The sequence below is a fragment of the Kitasatospora sp. NPDC058190 genome, from assembly GCF_042883685.1.
GTDB lineage: Bacteria > Actinomycetota > Actinomycetes > Streptomycetales > Streptomycetaceae > Kitasatospora.
The window spans coordinates 59523-75020 of the sequence record NZ_JBHVVI010000034.1 but is presented as its reverse complement, the minus strand read 5'-3'; the positions used below and the strand labels follow the sequence as shown (position 1 = coordinate 75020).

Below are 15498 nucleotides of genomic sequence, written 5' to 3'. Positions count from 1 at the left end.
CCCGGCGGTCCCGCCCGCACCGCCGGTGCCCCCCCCCGCCCCCCCCCCGGCCCCCCCGCCCCCCCCCGCCCCCCCCGGCCGACCCGCGCCGGCCCCCCCCGCCCCCCCGCGGGGGGGGGGGGGGTCGTCCCCCCGCGGGGCCCCCCCCCGCGGGGGGCGGCCCCCCCCGACGGCCCACCGCCACCCGCGGTGGGCCCCGTAGGGGAGGAGCAGTCCTGTGAGTGGCATCGTCGTCCACCTCGCCGACGTTCGGGCCCGTCCGCGGGTCACCCGGCCCGTCAGGCTGTTCGCCTTCCACCACGCGGGCGGCAGCACCGCCTCCTTCGCCGGCTGGCAGCGGCGGCTGGGGGCGAGGGTCGAGGTCGTCCCAGTTCGGCTGCCGGACCGGGAGGGGCCCGGCAGCGGGCCGCACCGTGACCTCGCCCCGCTCGCCCGGGCGCTGCACCAGCAGCTCGGCGCGCAGCTGGACGAGCCGTACCTGTGCTACGGCCACAGCATGGGCGCGCTGGTCGCGTACCACCTCGTCCGGTTCCTGGCCGCGACCGGCCGGCGGCTGCCGAAGCGGCTGCTGGTCGGCGCCCACCCGGCGCCGCACCTGCCGCTTCCGCTGGAGTCGGCGCTGCTCCTGGACGACGCCGAACTCGCGTACCGGCTGGCCGCGTTCGACGGCCTGCCGGCGGCGGTCAGCGCCACTCCGGACCGGCTCGCCGACTACCTCGCCCAGGTCCGGGCCGGCCTGGAACTGTGCACGAGCCGCCGGTACACCGGTGACAGCTATCAACTGCCTTGTCCCATCGACGTCTTCGCCGGCGCCGACGACCCACTGGTGGCGGTCGAGGACGCGGCCGCCTGGTGCTCGCACTCCCTGCGGGGCGGGACCCTCCAGGTGATCCCGGGCGGGCACTTCTTCCAACGACAGTCCAAGGACGCATTCTTCACGCGGCTGGCAGCCGTGATCGACCTGCACGGGGGAGTGAGATGACCGGCACGACACAGACGCCCGACGCACCGGTCCGGGCGACCGTGGATGACTACCTCGGCCCGGGTGAGCGCCGCTTCTTCGGCAGCGGCTACCGTCGGGCCGAGCAGCGGCTGACCGACATCGTGGTCGGCTCGCAGGCGGACGGCACCGGGACGGTACGGGCCCGCGGCTCCGTCGACTACCCGGCCGACTGGTCCCGCAAGGGCAGCACCGACCAGGCCCCGCACCTCAGCAGCATCGACGTCCTGCTGATGGCGGGCGAGGCCGCCGAGCTGTACCTGACCCAGACGTACGGCCTGGACGCCGCCCAGCGAGCCGGGCTCCGGCTGCGCCGGGTGCGGCTGAAGGCCGGGACCAAGCCGGTGGAGGCGGAGTTGGGCGGCTTCGCCGTCCACGCCACCGCCGCCCGGCACTCCGACCGTTCGACCGTGGTGGACTGCCAGGTGGGCGGGCTGCGGGCGCGCCTGGAGATCGAGCACCCGGCACTTCCGGCCGGGGCCGTGCGCACCGCCCGCCTCGACTCGCCGGACGCCCTGCTCGGCCCGGCCGCGCTGCGGCCGTTCGCTGCCGCGCACCGGACCAGGACGCAGACCATCGAGGCCCTGCGGGTGGACCTGCCCGCGCGGCGGGCGACCGCCCTGCTCGGCAGCCGCCCGGCGGCGCCGCAGGCCGGTCCGGTGGGCGGGCTGGAGAGCTACAGCCACGGCTCGGTCTCGCTGATCGACGCCTTCGTGGGCGCGATCCAGCTGGGCCAGATCCTGATCTACGGACTGGACGACGTCCCGCGCGCCGAGAGCAACACGCTCTGGATGCGGCAGACCGTCCTGGAGATCGGCGACCCGTACCGGCCGGTGGCCGGTCCGGCCCCGCTGTCCGCGGAGCTGGTCGACCCACAGCTGCTCACCACCAGGACGGGGGAGACCTGGCGAGTGGTCGACATCGCGGCGGCCTTCGAACACATCCGGATCCACTGCTCGGCGACCCACCGGTTGCCGACCGGCTGGACCGGGCACGACGAGCGGGAGGTGGCGGCATGACCAGGGCCGCGGTACTGGAGGGGCTCGGCGCCATGGTGCCGCCGAGGATCGTCTCCAACGACGAGATCGGCGAGCTGGTCGGCAGCGACGACACCTGGATCCGCACCAGGACCGGCATCCACCAGCGCCACTGGGCCGAGCCCGGGACGGTCACCGGTGACCTCGCGATCGCGGCCGGCGAGCGGGCGATGCGGTCCGCCGGCGGCGGCAAGGTCGACCTGGTGATCCTCGCGACCAGCACCCCCAACCAGCCGATGCCCGCCACCGCGCCCGAGATCGCCCACCGGCTGGGCCTCGGCACCCCGTGGGCCTACGACCTCTCGGCGGCCTGCACCGGCTGGGTCTACGCGATGGCCAACGCCGTCGGCGCGATCTCCTCCGGGCTGATCGACCGGGCGCTGGTGATCGGCGCCGACATCTGGTCCACCCGGCTGAACCACGACGACCGGGCCTCCGCGATCATCTTCGGCGACGGCGCCGGCGCGGCGGTACTGCGGGCCGGCGACCCGGACGAGCCGGGTGCCTTCCAGGGCTTCGACCTCGGCAGTGACGGCGGGCACCACGACCTGGCGCTGCTCGCGGTCGGCGGATCCCGGCAGCGCTCCTACCGGCAGCCGCCGAGCGAGCAGGACAATCTGCTCGCCATGCGCGGCAAGGAGCTGTTCTCGCACGCGGTGGAGCGGATGAGCTCCTCCTCGGCGAAGCTGCTCGACCGGATCGGCTGGACCGTCGACGACGTCGACTGGTTCGCCGGCCACCAGGCCAACTCCCGCATCCTGTACGCCATCTCCGACCTGCTGAAGGTGGAGCGCGAGCGGGTCCTGCTGCACATCGACCGGGTCGGCAACACCTCGGCGGCCTCCATCCCGCTGGCGCTCACCCACGCCGCCGCGGCCGGGACCTTCGGGGTCGGCGACCGCATCCTGTCCACCGCCTTCGGCGTCGGGCTCAACTGGGGCTCCACCGCGCTGACCTGGCCCGACATCAAGGTCGACGGCGTCCTCGGGGACTGAGGGGTGCCGGCGCTTCCCCGGCGCCCGTCCACCCGCAACCGAACGACGTACGAGGCCGGCCCCGGGAGGGCCGGCCGGCACCGAAAGGCGAGAACGACCCATGAGTAACGCTGTGGCCGACCGGATCATCGGACTCCTGGTGGAGAAGTTCGCGGTGGAGGGCGAGATCACGCCCACCACCGGCTTCTCCGACATCGACATCGACTCCCTGGTCATGCTCGAACTCTCCGTCATCCTGGAGCGCGAGTACGGCAAGCGCATACCGGAGGACGAGCTGATGGAGGCGGGCAACGCCGACGCCATCGCGGCGCTGCTGGAGCCCGAACACTGAACCGCTGAACCCGCTCGACCCCGCTGGACCTGCTCGACCGCGCTGGACCCGCTGAACCCCGCGGGACAGCGAACCGGCACCGGGCCCCGAATCCCCGGAACCCCCAAACCCCGAAAGGTACTTGCTGCTATGCGCCCGATCAGGCGTCTCGTCCGCGCCGCCGCCGCCCTGGCCCTGGCCTCCGCGATCGTCCCGATCGCGACCGCCCCCGCCCAGGCCCAGGCCCAGACCGCGGACCTCACCACCAGCACCGTCTTCACCGACAACTTCCGGAACGGCTTCGACACCTCCAGCACCGGGAAGTGGCAGCTCTGGCCCGCGCCCGGCATGTCGAGCGGCGACGGCATCCCCAGCACGGACGCGAACGGCCTGCACGTGATCCCCAGCGGCACCGACCCGGCCACCGGGAACCCGGCGTTCGCCTTCACCACCGCCCAGCAGACGGCCGGCGGCGCGGGCGACCGCGACCACACCAAGTGGCTGTCCTTCGCCAACCACAACTCCACGGCGGGCTTCGCCGGTTACGACACCCCGGCCAACGGCCGCTGGACCTGCGACGCCAACCTCTCGGTGACCACCCGCAAGACCGAGGCCAACCCCTTCGGCGCGAACGTCACCGACCCCCAGTCCGACCTCCGCCTCGCCAACGGCGCGATGGTGGTGGCGGACCTGGAGACGGGCGTCCTGATGGACTTCCACGTCACCAACAACACCGTGTACGCCTGGTACGAGCGGCTGCGTTACCCCAACACCACCTACTCGGCCTTCGCCTACGCGGTGCCGGTGGCGACCATCTCCAAGGGCGCGTCCCTCAACTACCAGATCCAGCTGGACAACAGCCGCACCCGCGCCACCTGGAAGATCAACGGCATCCCGGTCCACAGCGTCACCAACCTCGGCGCCCGCCCGACCGACCGCGCCAACCTGGTCACCGACCACGGCGGCACCGACCAGACCGTCGCCCCGCGCCAACTCCTCTGCGGCCTCGGCACCTTCACCATCATGGACGGCGCCGGCCAGGACGGCCGCGGCCTGGTCCAGCTGGACACCACCCCGGGCTACTACTACGCCCCGCTGGCCGGCCAGCCCACCCCGCAGACCTTCGTCGACACCGCCAGCCCGGCGAGCAGCCGGCTCTGGGGCCAGGGCGCCGAGATCTCCTCCTCCTACCTGACCATCACCACCGCGCAGTGACCCCTGGTCCTGTCCTGCGGGCCCGGCAAGGCCCCGCAGGACAGTCCCTGGCCCGGCGCACGGCCCGGAACCCGTGCGCCGGGCCAGGTGCGCTGCTCCCGCTCCATCCCCGACTCCCGTCCTCGTCCCGGCACGAGCACCCAGACGCACCCCGCACAGCGGCCACAGCACGAAACCGTGAGCCGGAGGTGAGACGTCGATCGACGTCCGGCGACTAACCGGCCGCCCGGGGGACAGAGATGGTCGGGAGCCAGCAGCGGCGAGAGGGGACACCGTGGGTCAGGTCACAGCGGACGTACTGGTGGTGGGCGACGGGGTACTGGGGCGGTCGATCGCCTTCGCCCTGGCCACCGCCGATCCGGGCGTACGGGTGGCACTGTCGGGCCGGCGCGCGGCCGGGGCGTCCCGGGCGGCGGGCGCGATGCTCGGCGTGCTGGGCGAGGTCACCGCGGCCGGACTGCGCACCCGGCACGGCCGCCTGCGGCTGGGCCTGGCCGTCGAGGCGGCGCAGCGCTGGCCCGGCTGGCGGGCGGAGGTCCGGGAGCGGGCCGGTGGCCGGGCGCCTGCCCGCGACGGGTACGGCAGCGGGACGTTCGTGCTGCTCAACGCCGTCTCCAGCCGGATCGACGAGCAGTCCTTCGGCGCCGTCGCGGAGGCCGGGCGGCAGCACGGCCTGCCCGTCGAGGAGGTCGACCCCGCCGCGGTCCCCGCCCACCGACCGCTCGACAACGACCGAGCCCTGCGCGCGCTCCACCTGCCCGCCGAGGCCCACCTCGACGCCCGGTGCTGGCTCGCCACGCTCGACGCCGCGCTCAGCGCGCTGCCGAACCTCAGCCGCGTCCCGTCCGGCCGACCGCGCACCGCCGGGAGCGGCTACGAACTCCGCACCCGGGACGTGACCGTCACCGCGCCCACCCTGGTGCTGGCCGCCGGCGCCTGGACGACACCGCTGCTCGACGCCCTCGACCCGCAGCTGCCCATCCTGCCGGTCGTCGCGGCCGAGGGCACCGCCGTCACCCTCACCGCCCCGACCCCGCTGCCCGCCGTGCTGCGCACGCCCAACCGCGCGTACGCGTGCGGCCTGCACGCGGTGCCCCAGGCCGACGGCACCTGGTACGTCGGCGCCTCCGCCGCTCCCGCGCTCGCCCCCGGTACCGAACCGTCCGCCGCCGGGCTGCGCTTCCTCCTCGACGCCGCGCTCGGCCAACTCCACCACGGGCTCACCACCGCCCGCGTACGGCACCTGCACCACGGCAACCGCCCGGTCGGCCTCGACGGGCACCCGCTGCTCGGCGCCACCGCGCGGCCCGGTCTCTGGCTGGCCACCGGGACCCACCGCGACGGCCTGCACGCCTCCCCGCTGATCGCCCAGGAGCTCGCCGGCGCGATCCTGCACGGCGGGACCGGAGCCTGGCTCGCCCCCTGGCGGCCCGACCGCACGCCGATCGCGGACTGGACCCGCGAGGAGGCCGTCGAGGAGGCCGCCGCCCACCACCAGGCGCTGGCCGCCGAGTCCCGGATGCGCCCGCCCCTCACCGGCGCCTGGCCGGAGGCCCTCGCCGACGCCTACCGGCAGCAGCTGGCCGCCGCCTACGCGGGGCTCCCGGACGGCTTCGTCCTCCCGCCCGACCTCGCGCCCCTCGCGTACGAGCACGGCCCCGAACTGGCCAAGCTCATCGCCCGCCACCTCTCCCGAGGGCGGTGACGACCGATAGCCCCGATGACCGACGGCCCCCGATGTCCGGGCGGTTTCCAGGGGCCGTCGGTCATCGGGGGCCGTCGAGGCGGGCCCGCGGGGGAGCGGGTCAGCCGATGCCGAACCAGCCGAGGACGGTCTGGACGAGCAGGATCGTCGACATGACGGCCACCCCGACCACCACGACGGTGGCGGCGACGCGGTAGCGGGGGGAGTTGGCCGCGTCGCCGAGGACGGAGCGGCGGTTGGTGAGGACCAGGAGGTAGACCAGGACGATCGGGCTGATCAGGCCCTGCAGGACCTGGGTGCCGATCAGCAGCTGGATGACGTCGACCGGGGTCATCGCGACGACCGCGCCGAGGACGATCTGCGCGGTGAACACCCCGAGGAACAGCGGGGCGTCACGGAAGCTGCGGGAGACGGATCGCTCGACGCCGGCGGCCTCGCCGATGGCGTAGCTCGCCGAGAGCGGCACCACCGCGCCGGCCAGGGCGGAGGCGCCCAGCAGCCCGAAGGCGAACAGCAGCTCGGCGCCGTGCCCGGCGACGGGCTTGAGCGCCTCGGCGGCCTGGGCGGCGGACTCCAGCGGACCGGTGCCGCCGATCGCGGCGGCGGTGGCGATGATGATGGTCAGGCTGATCACACAGGCGAACACCGCGCCGAGGACGGCGTCGGCCCGGATCAGCTTGTAGTCGGCGGGCTTGGCGCCGCGGTCGACCACGCCCGCGGCGGCGTAGAACTGCATGTACGGGCTGACGGTGGTGCCGATCAGCGCCACGGCCAGCAGGATGAAGTCCTTGCTGGGCTCCAGGTGCGGGACGACCAGGTGCTCGCCGACCTGCCCCCAGTCCGGGTGGCCGAGGATCATGGCGACCGGGTAGGCGAAGAACGCCAGCGACATCACCAGGAAGATCCGCTCGGCCCACTTGTACGAGCCGAACAGCACCAGCGACCAGAGCAGCACGGCGGCCGGCGGGACGACCGCCCACTTGGGCACGCCGAGCAGCTCGAACGCGGCGCCGATCCCGGCGAACTCGCTGACCACCAGGCCGGTGTTGGCCAGCAGCAGGCAGAAGACCGCGAGGGCGGTGAGGCGCAGGCTGAACTGCTCGCGGATCAGCGCGCCCAGGCCCTTGCCGGTGTGGGCGCCGAGCCGGACGGCCATCTCCTGCACCATCACCAGGGCGACGGTGACCAGCACCATGAAGAACAGCGTCCCGTAGGTGAACTGGGAGCCGGCGCTGGCGTAGGTGGCGATGCCCGCGGCGTCGTTGCCGGCGTTGGCGGCGACCAGCCCGGGGCCGGCCACCATGGCGATCGCGGCCAGTCGGCGCAGGCCCTTGCGGCGGCCGGGGCGCCCCGGGGCGGACGGCGCGGGCGCCGCGGCGGCGGCGTCCGGACCGGTGTCGAGGGTGTCGAGGTCGCGGGTCACTTGAGGAGCCTCCGGAAGTGCAGGCGCCCGCGCTCGGGCAGCAGCGAGTCGAGGATGTCGTCGGCCAGGACCCGGCCGAGGGGGCGCTCGGAGTCGTCGACCACGAGCAGGGAGGTGGCCCGGGCCGCGACCAGTTGGTCGGCGGCCTCGGCGAGCCGGGTGTCGGGCCGGACGGTCACCGGCGGGCCGAACTGGTCCAGCCAGGCGACCAGGTCGCCGATCACCGAGGTGTCCTCGGCCACCGCCAGGTCGAAGAGCGGGATGTCGGCGAGCAGCCGGCCCTGGTCGTCCAGCACGGTGACCGCGTCGATGTCGGTGCGGTGCTCGGCCTGCGCGGCGAGCTCCGCCCGTACCTCGGCGACGGTGTGCGCGCGGCCGGCGGTGACCAGCAGGGTGGTCATCGCGCCGCCGGCGGTGCCCTCCCGGTGGGTGAGCAGGGAGCGCAGCTCGGCCGCCTCGGGCTCGGGCATCCGGGCCAGCAGGGTCTCGCGCTCGCCGGGCGCGAGGTCGCGCAGGGCGTCGGCGGCCTCGTCCGGCTCCATCTCGTCCACGAGCCGGGCGGCGTGCTCGGGCGGCACCTCGCGCAGCAGGTTCTCCAGCTCGGCGGGCTCCATTTCCTCCAGCGCGTCCGCGGCGTGCTCCGGCTCCAGCCAGCCCAGCAGCTGCTGGCGCTCATTCCGGCCGAGGTCCTCCAGGATGTCGGCGAGGTCGGCCGGGCGCAGCCGGTGCAGCGCGGATCGGGACGCGCGCAGCCGCACCTCGGCCGGCCCGTGGGTGGCCTGCTCGCCGAACGGGGCGACGGACTGCCAGTCCAGGACGCGCTCCGGGGTGGGGCGGATCTGCCAGCGGCGCGGGCCGAGCCGGCGCAGCAGGGTGGGCAGCGAGACGTCGACCCCGACCAGGACGGTCCGGGCGGCCAGCGGGGCCAGGTAGAGGTCGGCGGCGCGGGTGACCTGGACGCCGTCGACGTCGACGAGCTGGTGGTCCAGCACGTCCCGGGCGAGCAGCACCTCACCGGGGCGGCGGTTGAACTCGCGCAGGTCCAGACGGGCGGTGCGCAGCCGGACCTGCCCCGTCATGATCCGGTCGACGGCGTCGGCGGCGATGAAGGTGCGGCGGCGGCCTATGCGGATGATCAGCCCGGTGACCGGCGGGTACGGCTCCGTGCCGTAGAGGCGCGCGACCACGTCGACGACCCGGCCCACCTCTTCCCCGGCCTGGTTGGCGACCGGCCCGCCGACCAGCCCGGCGACGGAGACCAGCGAGGACCGGACGGTCCGGGTGACGGCGGTACGGCGCTCGGCGGCGACGGTGCGGTCACGCAGCCGGGCGGTGGCGGAGTTGAACAGGGTGGTGGCAGCCATGGTGGGGACCCCCTCGCCCCGGCAGGACGGGGCATCGGGCCGCCCGGTGGCGCGCCGCCGCCGACGCTGACCGCTCGAACCGGTTCCAGGCATGCGCCAGGGCCGCCCGCGCCGGAGCGGACCGGAGGGCGGAGTGGGGACCGGGTCGGTCAGGGAAGGAGGGGGCGCCTCGGACGACGGAAAGACGGCGAGGACGACATCGGAATGGGCCGACTATGACCAGGACTTCCGTCCATCACGCCTCCTCCCGGTCTCGGCCGCGCATCGAGGTCGCGGCGGCACGGCAGGGGGAGACCGACGTCACCGCCCGGTGCACCCCCACTCGTCAGAGCTTTGGCACTCCACGGCGTGTCCCTGTCGATCCCGACGGGAAGCCACTTGGGGTCACCCCTTGAGCCGGGGAGACCTGTCCTGATCCGGAGCGTCTCTCGACGGGTGGGATCAGTGGCCTGTGTCCGTGAAGACGCCTCACCGAACGAGGTGTCTGTTCAAATCCGCCCCAGGATAGGACGCCGCAGCCCTTCCGGCGCAATCCTTGACCGGAGCTTGACCCTGGCCTGACCAGCGGGGGAGCCGCCCGGCGCACGGTCGGGTGCGTACTGTCGCCCTCCGGCCGGCGGCCGCCGGGGAGCCGAACCGGTGTACGGCAGGGCCTCGGTGACGGGGAATCGGACCGGCGCGCGGGCCCGACGTCCTTCGGGGTGTGAGGTGGTTTCACCTGGTAGGGCGGTCCTCGCCGCCCGGCGCGCGCCCGGAGTGTGCCTCGCGCGCCAGGTGGATCGCGACACGCGTCAGCACTCTACGTGTCTCATGGCAACGGAAAGTAATCACCATCCCTAGGATTGCTCCGCTTGCGCACTATCCCGGTATTGAGGCCGGGGCGGAACTCACGAGGAGCGATCCATGGAGCCGAGACAGCAGGGAGACGGCCGGGTCGACGGCCACCTGGCCAACCTGGAGTACATCGTCCCGCTCCTGCTCGGCGGCGAAGCCGGCCGGCAGAAGCACCTGGAGGCCACTGAGGCGGGCCCGCCGCGCACCGAGCCCGCCGAGCTGCAGGAGGCGGTCGAACTGCACGTGTGCATGGGCGTCAACTTGACCCGGTCCTGAAGGGGCCGGGTTTGTGGGTAGGGCGCGGCTGGCTGTCGCGTGGCCTCCCACGTCTGAGCCACCTATGGGGTGGCTGGGACGGCCGCTGCCCACGAACCCAACTGCGGACCTCTACCGCCAGGACGAGGCCGTCCTCAGCATCAACACCCTCTTCAACGCGGTGTACTCCTACGTCCTGCACATGCTGGACGTCATCTATACCACCTCGCGCGCCGACGTCCGCCCGGGCGCGGAGAGCCCGCGCTACCACTACGAGCGCACCTTCATGTCGGCGATGCAGGGCATCCTCGTCACGGTGGCGGAGACGATGGTCGCCACCATGGTCAAGTCCGACATGACGATGGTCAGCCACGCGGGCCCGACCTTCGAGTTCCACCGACTGCCTGCCACCGGGAAGAAGAAGTACCTGATGGGTCTGTGCGACGCCGCCATGGCGTACTTCCCGCAGCTGGGCGGCGACAACAGCGTGCGCTGGCTGATCGGCAAGCTGCCGGACGAGCTCTGAGACCGTCCGGACGGGCCCGCTCGCACCCGGGTACGAGCGGGCCCGTCCGTGCGTCCGGGTCAGCCGGCCCGCAGCAGGGCGGGCAGCTCGACGGTGTCGATGATGTGGGCCCATGAGGGGAGGACCCCCCGGAGCAGGACGTCGTGCGCTTCGCTGTTCGGGTCCGCGACGCCGTCGGACAGGACGTAGAGCCGGTAGTCGCGGTCGGCCGCGTCGACGACCGTGGACAGGACGGCGCCGCTGGTGGTGATGCCGGAGACGACCAGCGTGGTGATGCCGCGTTCGCGCAGCTGCTGGTCGAGGTCGGTGGTGGACATGCCGCCGTGGCGGATCTTGCGCACGACGATGTCGCCGTCCTGGGGAGCCAGGCGCTCGTCGATGAAGGCGGCAGGGTCCTCGTGGTGCATGGCGCGGTATCGGGCCAGCGGGGCGAAGGACTTGTTGGCGGCCGGGATCGCGTCCCAGTCGGCCTCGGTGAAGCCGACGCGCACGTAGGCGATGGTGCCGCCGCCGGCGCGGACGTCGGCGATGGCCCCTTCCACGCGGCCGAGCAGGGCCTCGCGCTCCCCATCGTCGGGTAGCGCGGCCAGGATGATCGCGGGCTGGTAGTCCATGACGAGAAGAGCGGTGTGCGCGGGGTCGAGTGCGGGGGCAGTGCTCACGCGAGTGTTCTCCTTGCTGGTGGTGTGGCTGGTCGATGCGGACGTGCGCCGGCGGACCGACTGCGGCCCGCGGGCTTCGGTGGCGAGTCGTGGCGCATCACGCGTGGCTGCGGGCCGGTTCCGGCTCCTGCGGCGACGTCTGGTCGCGCCGGGGGAGCAGGAACGGGGTGGCCAGGATGAGCAGCCCGGCGACCGCGAGCGCGGTGCGTGGGCCGGTGACGTCGGCGAGCAGCCCGCCGAGGGCGGTGAGGACGGCGATCGACGCCTGCCGGCCGATCGACCAGGCCGACAGGGTGCGGGCGACGAGGTGCTCGGGCGTGCGTTCGAGCCGGTAGGTGGCGAGCACCGGGGTGTACAGGCTCATGTTGATGATGATCGCCAGCTCGACGGCCATCACGGTGGCGAGTCCGACGACGCCGGGACGGACGAAGACCAGGCCGATCAGCCAGACGGCGCGCAGGGTGCCCACGGTCCGGAACACCCGGTCGCGGCCGTAGCGGGCCACCACACGGCGGGCCAGCCGGGAGCCGATGAGCCCGCCGAGACAGGGGGCGGCGAAGGCGAGGCCGTACTGCCAGGGTGCGAACCCGAGCTGGCGGAGCAGGAGCACGGCCAGCAGCGGCTCGGTGGCCATGATCAGACCGCTGACGAGCATGTTGTTGAGGTAGAGCGCCCGCAGACCGGGATCGCCCATGATGTGCCGCCAGCCGTCGAGCACCGCGCCCGCCCGGACCGGGCCCGTGCCGGCGGGGCGCGGCGCCTCCTCCCGGCCGCGGATCGCGCTGATGCCGAGCGCGGAGAGCAGATAGCTGAGCGCGTCGGCCACCACGGTGGTGACCGGCCCGAACAGCCCGATCGCCGCCCCGCCCAGCGGTGGCCCGACCGCGATGGAACTCCAGTTGGTGGACTCGAAGCGCGCGTTGGCCACCAGCAGGTCGTCCGGTCGGACGAGTGCCTTGAGGTAGGCGCCGCTGGCCGCGTTGAACGCGATCTTGGCGGCGGCGACCACGGCCGAGACCACGAGCAACTGGACGAAACCGAGCAGGCCGAAGGCGTAGGCGAGTGGGATCGTCGCCATCGCCGCGAACCGGACCAGATCCATCACGATCATGACCGGGCGCTTGCGCCGGAACTCCACCCACGGCGCGAGCGGCACCGCGATCAGCGCGCCCACCGCGGGCCCCATCGCGGACAGCGCGGACACCTCCGCGGGGCCGGCGTGCAATGCCAGCACGGCGATCAGCGGCAACGCTCCGAACCCCAGCCCGGACCCGTACGCGCTCACCGCGTACGCCGCCCACAGCCAGCCGAACTGCCGGCCCAACGGCCTCCTGCCCACCATGCTCAGCGCGCCCCTCTGTCCCACTCGAACAAACCGACGTTGACCGGTGAGAGCTAACCGAGCGGCACAACCGCAGGTCAAACAACCGAACAGCCGCCGAGCCACAACCATGCGTTGTGCCCTAAGCTGGGTCGGCGTGGACCTCGAAGCCGTACGCACCTTCGCCGCCGTCGCGGAAGCGGGCCAGTTCCAGATGGCCGCCGCCGACCTCTCGATCACCCAGCAGGCCGTCTCCAAGCGCATCGCCACGCTGGAGCGCGAGCTCGGTGTGCGGCTGTTCGCCCGCACGCCGCGCGGCGCCGAGCTCACCATAGACGGGCAGGCGTTCCTGCCCCACGCGCGCGAGGTGCTGCGCGCCGCCGAGCGCGCGGTCGCGTCCGTGCGCACCGGCCGCCGTCCGCTGCGGGTCGACATCCTCGCCTCGCGCGGGGCGGCGTCGGGCCTGATGCGCGGCTTCCACGACGCGCACCCCGAGATCGACCTCGACGTGGTGATGCTGCTCGACATCGAGACGGCTGTCGCGTCCATCCGGTCCGGTGCGATCGACGCGTCCTTCCGCGCCGTCGCCGCGCCCGGCCGGCCCCTGCCCGAGGACATCGAGTCCGTCCGGGTGCTCGACGAGCGGCTCCAGCTCCTCACCGGTCCCGCCCACGCGCTGGCGGGTGCCCGTTCGGTGACCGTCGCCCAGCTCGTCGGCCACCGGATCTGGATGCCCGGCATCGCCCCCGGTACCGAATGGGGCGCCTACTACGACGACCTCGTCGCCGAGTTCGGCCTCACCATCGAGGCGACCGGCCCCAACTTCGGCTCCGACGCGCTCCTGGAGACCGTCGCCGACACTCCGGCCCTGGGCACCTTCATGGGCGAGCACATCCGCCTGGTCTGGCCCGCCCGCTACGGCCTGCGCCGCATCCCGGTGACCGACCCGACGCCCGTCTACCCGCACTCGCTCCTGTGGCACCGCGACAACCCCCACCCGGCGCTGGCCGCCCTCCGCGCGCACCTCGCCGGCGCGGCGACCGGCCTCGACGCCGCCGGGACCTGGCGGCCGGACTGGGTGCTCCCGCGCTGAACGCCACCGTCCCGTACCGAACCCCGGCGGCCGCTCAATGACCCGGATCGCCCATCGTCGGGGTGAATCGACGGTGTGTCAGGTTGGTGACCCGCCCTCGGCCCGGACGGTCTGATCCAGAGTGGCGGACGGCAGCCTCCCTGCCGAACCACCCCTTCTTCCGCCTTCTGGGAGCAGCATCGTGAAATTCTCACCGCCGACTGCCGCCGGTCAGCCGAGCGCAGTCGTGAGCGGGCGCCGTGCCGGTTCGGCCGGCCGCCGTGGACGCGCGCTGACCGTCGCGGCCGGCATGCTCTGCGTCGCCGGTGTCGCCCCGGTGGCGCTGTCCGGGACCGCCCACGCGCAGGGCACCTGCACGGTCTCGGGCCCCACCACCACCTGTACGTTCGCCTCCACCGGCGCCGAGCAGACCTTCACCGTCCCGAACGGCGTCACCCAGGTCGACGTCACGGCGATCGGCGGCGGCGGCGGCGTGGAGGACAACGGCGTCGGCGGCGGCCGGGGCGCCCAGGTGTCCGGCACGCTCACCGGGCTGTCCGGCGGGCAGACCCTCTACGTCGAAGTCGGCGGCGCTGCCACCGGCGGCAGCCAGTGCGCCGGTAGCGCGCAGTGCACCGGCGGCTTCAACGGCGGCGGCAGCACCCACTTCGGCGGCGGCGGAGGCGGGGCCTCCGACATCCGCACCCTGCCCAGCACCACCCCCCTCACCACCACCGACTCCCGCCTCATCGTGGCCGCGGGCGGCGGCGGAGCCGGCTGGGCCGGCCAGTGCACCGGAAGCCCGGGCGGAGACGCCGGCCAGCCGGGCGCGAACGCGACCTGCAACGGAGGAAACGGCGGCGGGGCGGGCACGTCCACCCACGGCGGGGCCGGCGGCACCGGCGGTGGCGGGGTGTTCGGCGGTGGGCCCGGCACGCTTGGTGCCGGCGGCACCGGCGGCGGCCCGGGCGCCTCCCTGACCGGTGGCGGAGGAGCCGGCGGCTACTACGGCGGAGGCGGCGGCGGCAACATCAACCCCTTTATTTCTCCGAGCGGGGGCGGGGGTGGCGGAGGCGGCGGCTCGTCCCTGGTCCCCGCCGGCGGCACCGGCCCCACCGTCACCAGCGCGGCCGCGAGCATCACCATCAGCTACCTCACTCCGGGCAAGCCGGTGACCACCCGCCTGATCGCGATTCCCCAGCAGGTCCGACTCGGCCTGCCGGTGGTGCTCGACGACCTGGTCTGCCCGGCCGGTGCGGGCGCCACGACCCCGCCCACCGGCACCGTGACGTTCACCGACACCACGACCGGCACGACCTTGGGCACGGCACGCCTTTTCCTCAATCTCGGACGCTGCGCCGTCGCGGGGCGCGTCGTCTTCTTCCGGACCGCCGGCCCGCACGTCATCACGGCCGTCTACAGCGGTGACTCGGTCTACCAGGGCAACAGCGGCAACCCCGAGACCCTCACGGTGACGGTGACCCCGTGATGCGGATGTCGCAGCGGCACCGATAGGCACCACCCCGAGGGGCCCTGCCGGGCGATCCGGCAGGGCCCCTCGCTGTCCCTCGGGCGGCCCCGGGCGTCAGCGGCGTCCGAACAGTCGCCCGAGCCAGCCCCCGGAGGCCCGCTCCTTGGGTGAGCAGGCGCAGCGCTGGGACTTGGGCACCCCGGCCAGCACCTGGTCTATGTGCATCCCGCACCCGGCGTAGGTCGGCTTTCCGCAGGTGCGGCAGGCGATTCGGCGGCACATGCCGCGCTCCCTTCTCGTGGCCCCCG

Annotated in this window: 15 protein-coding genes and 1 riboswitch; of the genes, 10 read left to right on the top strand and 5 right to left on the bottom strand. The window is 73.9% G+C overall.

All coding sequences use genetic code 11. The annotated features are described in order from the left end of the window. Positions 1 to 217: 217 nt before the first annotated feature. From ACFVWU_RS17960 to ACFVWU_RS17935, 6 genes are all read left to right on the top strand, one after another. Entirely contained in the window at positions 218 to 982 is a 765-nt protein-coding gene (locus ACFVWU_RS17960; protein ID WP_387621519.1) for a thioesterase II family protein, read from the top strand. Continuing rightward, entirely contained in the window at positions 979 to 2019 is a 1041-nt protein-coding gene (locus ACFVWU_RS17955) for an AvrD family protein (protein WP_387621517.1), read from the top strand. Before ACFVWU_RS17960 ends, ACFVWU_RS17955 begins: the two co-directional genes overlap by 4 nt. Continuing rightward, entirely contained in the window at positions 2016 to 3032 is a 1017-nt protein-coding gene (locus ACFVWU_RS17950; RefSeq protein ID WP_387621514.1) for a beta-ketoacyl-ACP synthase III, read from the top strand. The genes ACFVWU_RS17955 and ACFVWU_RS17950 overlap by 4 nt, the downstream gene beginning before the upstream one ends. A gap of 100 nt (positions 3033 to 3132) precedes the next feature. Continuing rightward, complete coding sequence (locus ACFVWU_RS17945; RefSeq protein WP_387621511.1) at positions 3133 to 3363, top strand: acyl carrier protein; 231 nt, start codon at positions 3133 to 3135, stop codon at positions 3361 to 3363. A 129-nt stretch (positions 3364 to 3492) separates the two neighbouring features. After that, complete coding sequence (locus ACFVWU_RS17940) at positions 3493 to 4557, top strand: DUF6081 family protein (RefSeq protein ID WP_387621508.1); 1065 nt, start codon at positions 3493 to 3495, stop codon at positions 4555 to 4557. 274 nt (positions 4558 to 4831) lie between these two features. Next, the gene (locus ACFVWU_RS17935) at positions 4832 to 6262 is read left to right on the top strand and encodes an NAD(P)/FAD-dependent oxidoreductase (RefSeq protein ID WP_387621506.1); all 1431 of its coding nucleotides are present in this window, start codon (positions 4832 to 4834) and stop codon (positions 6260 to 6262) included. Positions 6263 to 6362: 100 nt separating this feature from the next. Here ACFVWU_RS17935 and ACFVWU_RS17930 read toward each other — a convergent pair whose 3' ends face one another. Together ACFVWU_RS17930 and ACFVWU_RS17925 are read right to left on the bottom strand one after the other, a co-directional pair. After that, entirely contained in the window at positions 6363 to 7685 is a 1323-nt protein-coding gene (locus ACFVWU_RS17930; protein WP_387621504.1) for an NRAMP family divalent metal transporter, read from the bottom strand. Continuing rightward, positions 7682 to 9049, bottom strand: coding sequence for a magnesium transporter MgtE N-terminal domain-containing protein (locus ACFVWU_RS17925; protein WP_387621501.1), 1368 nt, complete (start codon positions 9047 to 9049; stop codon positions 7682 to 7684). Before ACFVWU_RS17925 ends, ACFVWU_RS17930 begins: the two co-directional genes overlap by 4 nt. Before the next feature lie 309 nt (positions 9050 to 9358). Then, positions 9359 to 9536, bottom strand: a riboswitch (M-box (ykoK) riboswitch). Positions 9537 to 9952: 416 nt separating this feature from the next. Here ACFVWU_RS17925 and ACFVWU_RS17920 point away from each other — a divergent pair. Both ACFVWU_RS17920 and ACFVWU_RS17915 read left to right on the top strand, forming a co-directional pair. Then, positions 9953 to 10159 carry a hypothetical protein gene (locus tag ACFVWU_RS17920; protein WP_387621498.1) on the top strand — a complete coding sequence of 69 codons (207 nt, stop codon included), beginning with the start codon at positions 9953 to 9955 and terminating at the stop codon, positions 10157 to 10159. A 64-nt stretch (positions 10160 to 10223) separates the two neighbouring features. Further along, positions 10224 to 10664, top strand: coding sequence for a hypothetical protein (locus ACFVWU_RS17915; RefSeq protein WP_387621496.1), 441 nt, complete (start codon positions 10224 to 10226; stop codon positions 10662 to 10664). 59 nt (positions 10665 to 10723) lie between these two features. On the opposite strand, the gene ACFVWU_RS17910 is transcribed toward ACFVWU_RS17915, so the two are convergent. Beyond that, the gene (locus tag ACFVWU_RS17910; RefSeq protein ID WP_387621494.1) at positions 10724 to 11326 is read right to left on the bottom strand and encodes a cysteine hydrolase; all 603 of its coding nucleotides are present in this window, start codon (positions 11324 to 11326) and stop codon (positions 10724 to 10726) included. A gap of 97 nt (positions 11327 to 11423) precedes the next feature. Then, positions 11424 to 12668, bottom strand: coding sequence for an MFS transporter (locus ACFVWU_RS17905; protein ID WP_387621491.1), 1245 nt, complete (start codon positions 12666 to 12668; stop codon positions 11424 to 11426). A gap of 136 nt (positions 12669 to 12804) precedes the next feature. Between ACFVWU_RS17905 and ACFVWU_RS17900 the strand changes: the two genes are divergently transcribed. Together ACFVWU_RS17900 and ACFVWU_RS17895 are read left to right on the top strand one after the other, a co-directional pair. After that, a complete protein-coding gene (locus tag ACFVWU_RS17900) occupies positions 12805 to 13740 on the top strand; it encodes a LysR family transcriptional regulator (RefSeq protein ID WP_387621489.1) in 936 nt (311 codons plus the stop codon). Positions 13741 to 13966: 226 nt separating this feature from the next. Continuing rightward, positions 13967 to 15208 (top strand): Ig-like domain repeat protein, encoded by a 1242-nt coding sequence (locus ACFVWU_RS17895; protein ID WP_387621487.1) that lies wholly within the window; start codon positions 13967 to 13969, stop codon positions 15206 to 15208. A gap of 96 nt (positions 15209 to 15304) precedes the next feature. On the opposite strand, the gene ACFVWU_RS17890 is transcribed toward ACFVWU_RS17895, so the two are convergent. Beyond that, the gene (locus ACFVWU_RS17890; RefSeq protein ID WP_387621485.1) at positions 15305 to 15472 is read right to left on the bottom strand and encodes a hypothetical protein; all 168 of its coding nucleotides are present in this window, start codon (positions 15470 to 15472) and stop codon (positions 15305 to 15307) included. Positions 15473 to 15498 lie beyond the last annotated feature (26 nt).

What these genes read in the sequence shown, in the direction of transcription:
- ACFVWU_RS17920 (WP_387621498.1), top strand. Translation starts at nt 9,953, where the DNA reads ATGGAGCCGAGACAGCAGGGAGACGGCCGGGTCGACGGCCACCTGGCC.
- ACFVWU_RS17905 (WP_387621491.1), bottom strand. Translation starts at nt 12,668, where the DNA reads ATGGTGGGCAGGAGGCCGTTGGGCCGGCAGTTCGGCTGGCTGTGGGCG.
- ACFVWU_RS17915 (WP_387621496.1), top strand. Translation starts at nt 10,224, where the DNA reads ATGGGGTGGCTGGGACGGCCGCTGCCCACGAACCCAACTGCGGACCTC.
- ACFVWU_RS17925 (WP_387621501.1), bottom strand. Translation starts at nt 9,049, where the DNA reads ATGGCTGCCACCACCCTGTTCAACTCCGCCACCGCCCGGCTGCGTGAC.
- ACFVWU_RS17890 (WP_387621485.1), bottom strand. Translation starts at nt 15,472, where the DNA reads ATGTGCCGCCGAATCGCCTGCCGCACCTGCGGAAAGCCGACCTACGCC.
- ACFVWU_RS17955 (WP_387621517.1), top strand. Translation starts at nt 979, where the DNA reads ATGACCGGCACGACACAGACGCCCGACGCACCGGTCCGGGCGACCGTG.
- ACFVWU_RS17950 (WP_387621514.1), top strand. Translation starts at nt 2,016, where the DNA reads ATGACCAGGGCCGCGGTACTGGAGGGGCTCGGCGCCATGGTGCCGCCG.
- ACFVWU_RS17945 (WP_387621511.1), top strand. Translation starts at nt 3,133, where the DNA reads ATGAGTAACGCTGTGGCCGACCGGATCATCGGACTCCTGGTGGAGAAG.
- ACFVWU_RS17940 (WP_387621508.1), top strand. Translation starts at nt 3,493, where the DNA reads ATGCGCCCGATCAGGCGTCTCGTCCGCGCCGCCGCCGCCCTGGCCCTG.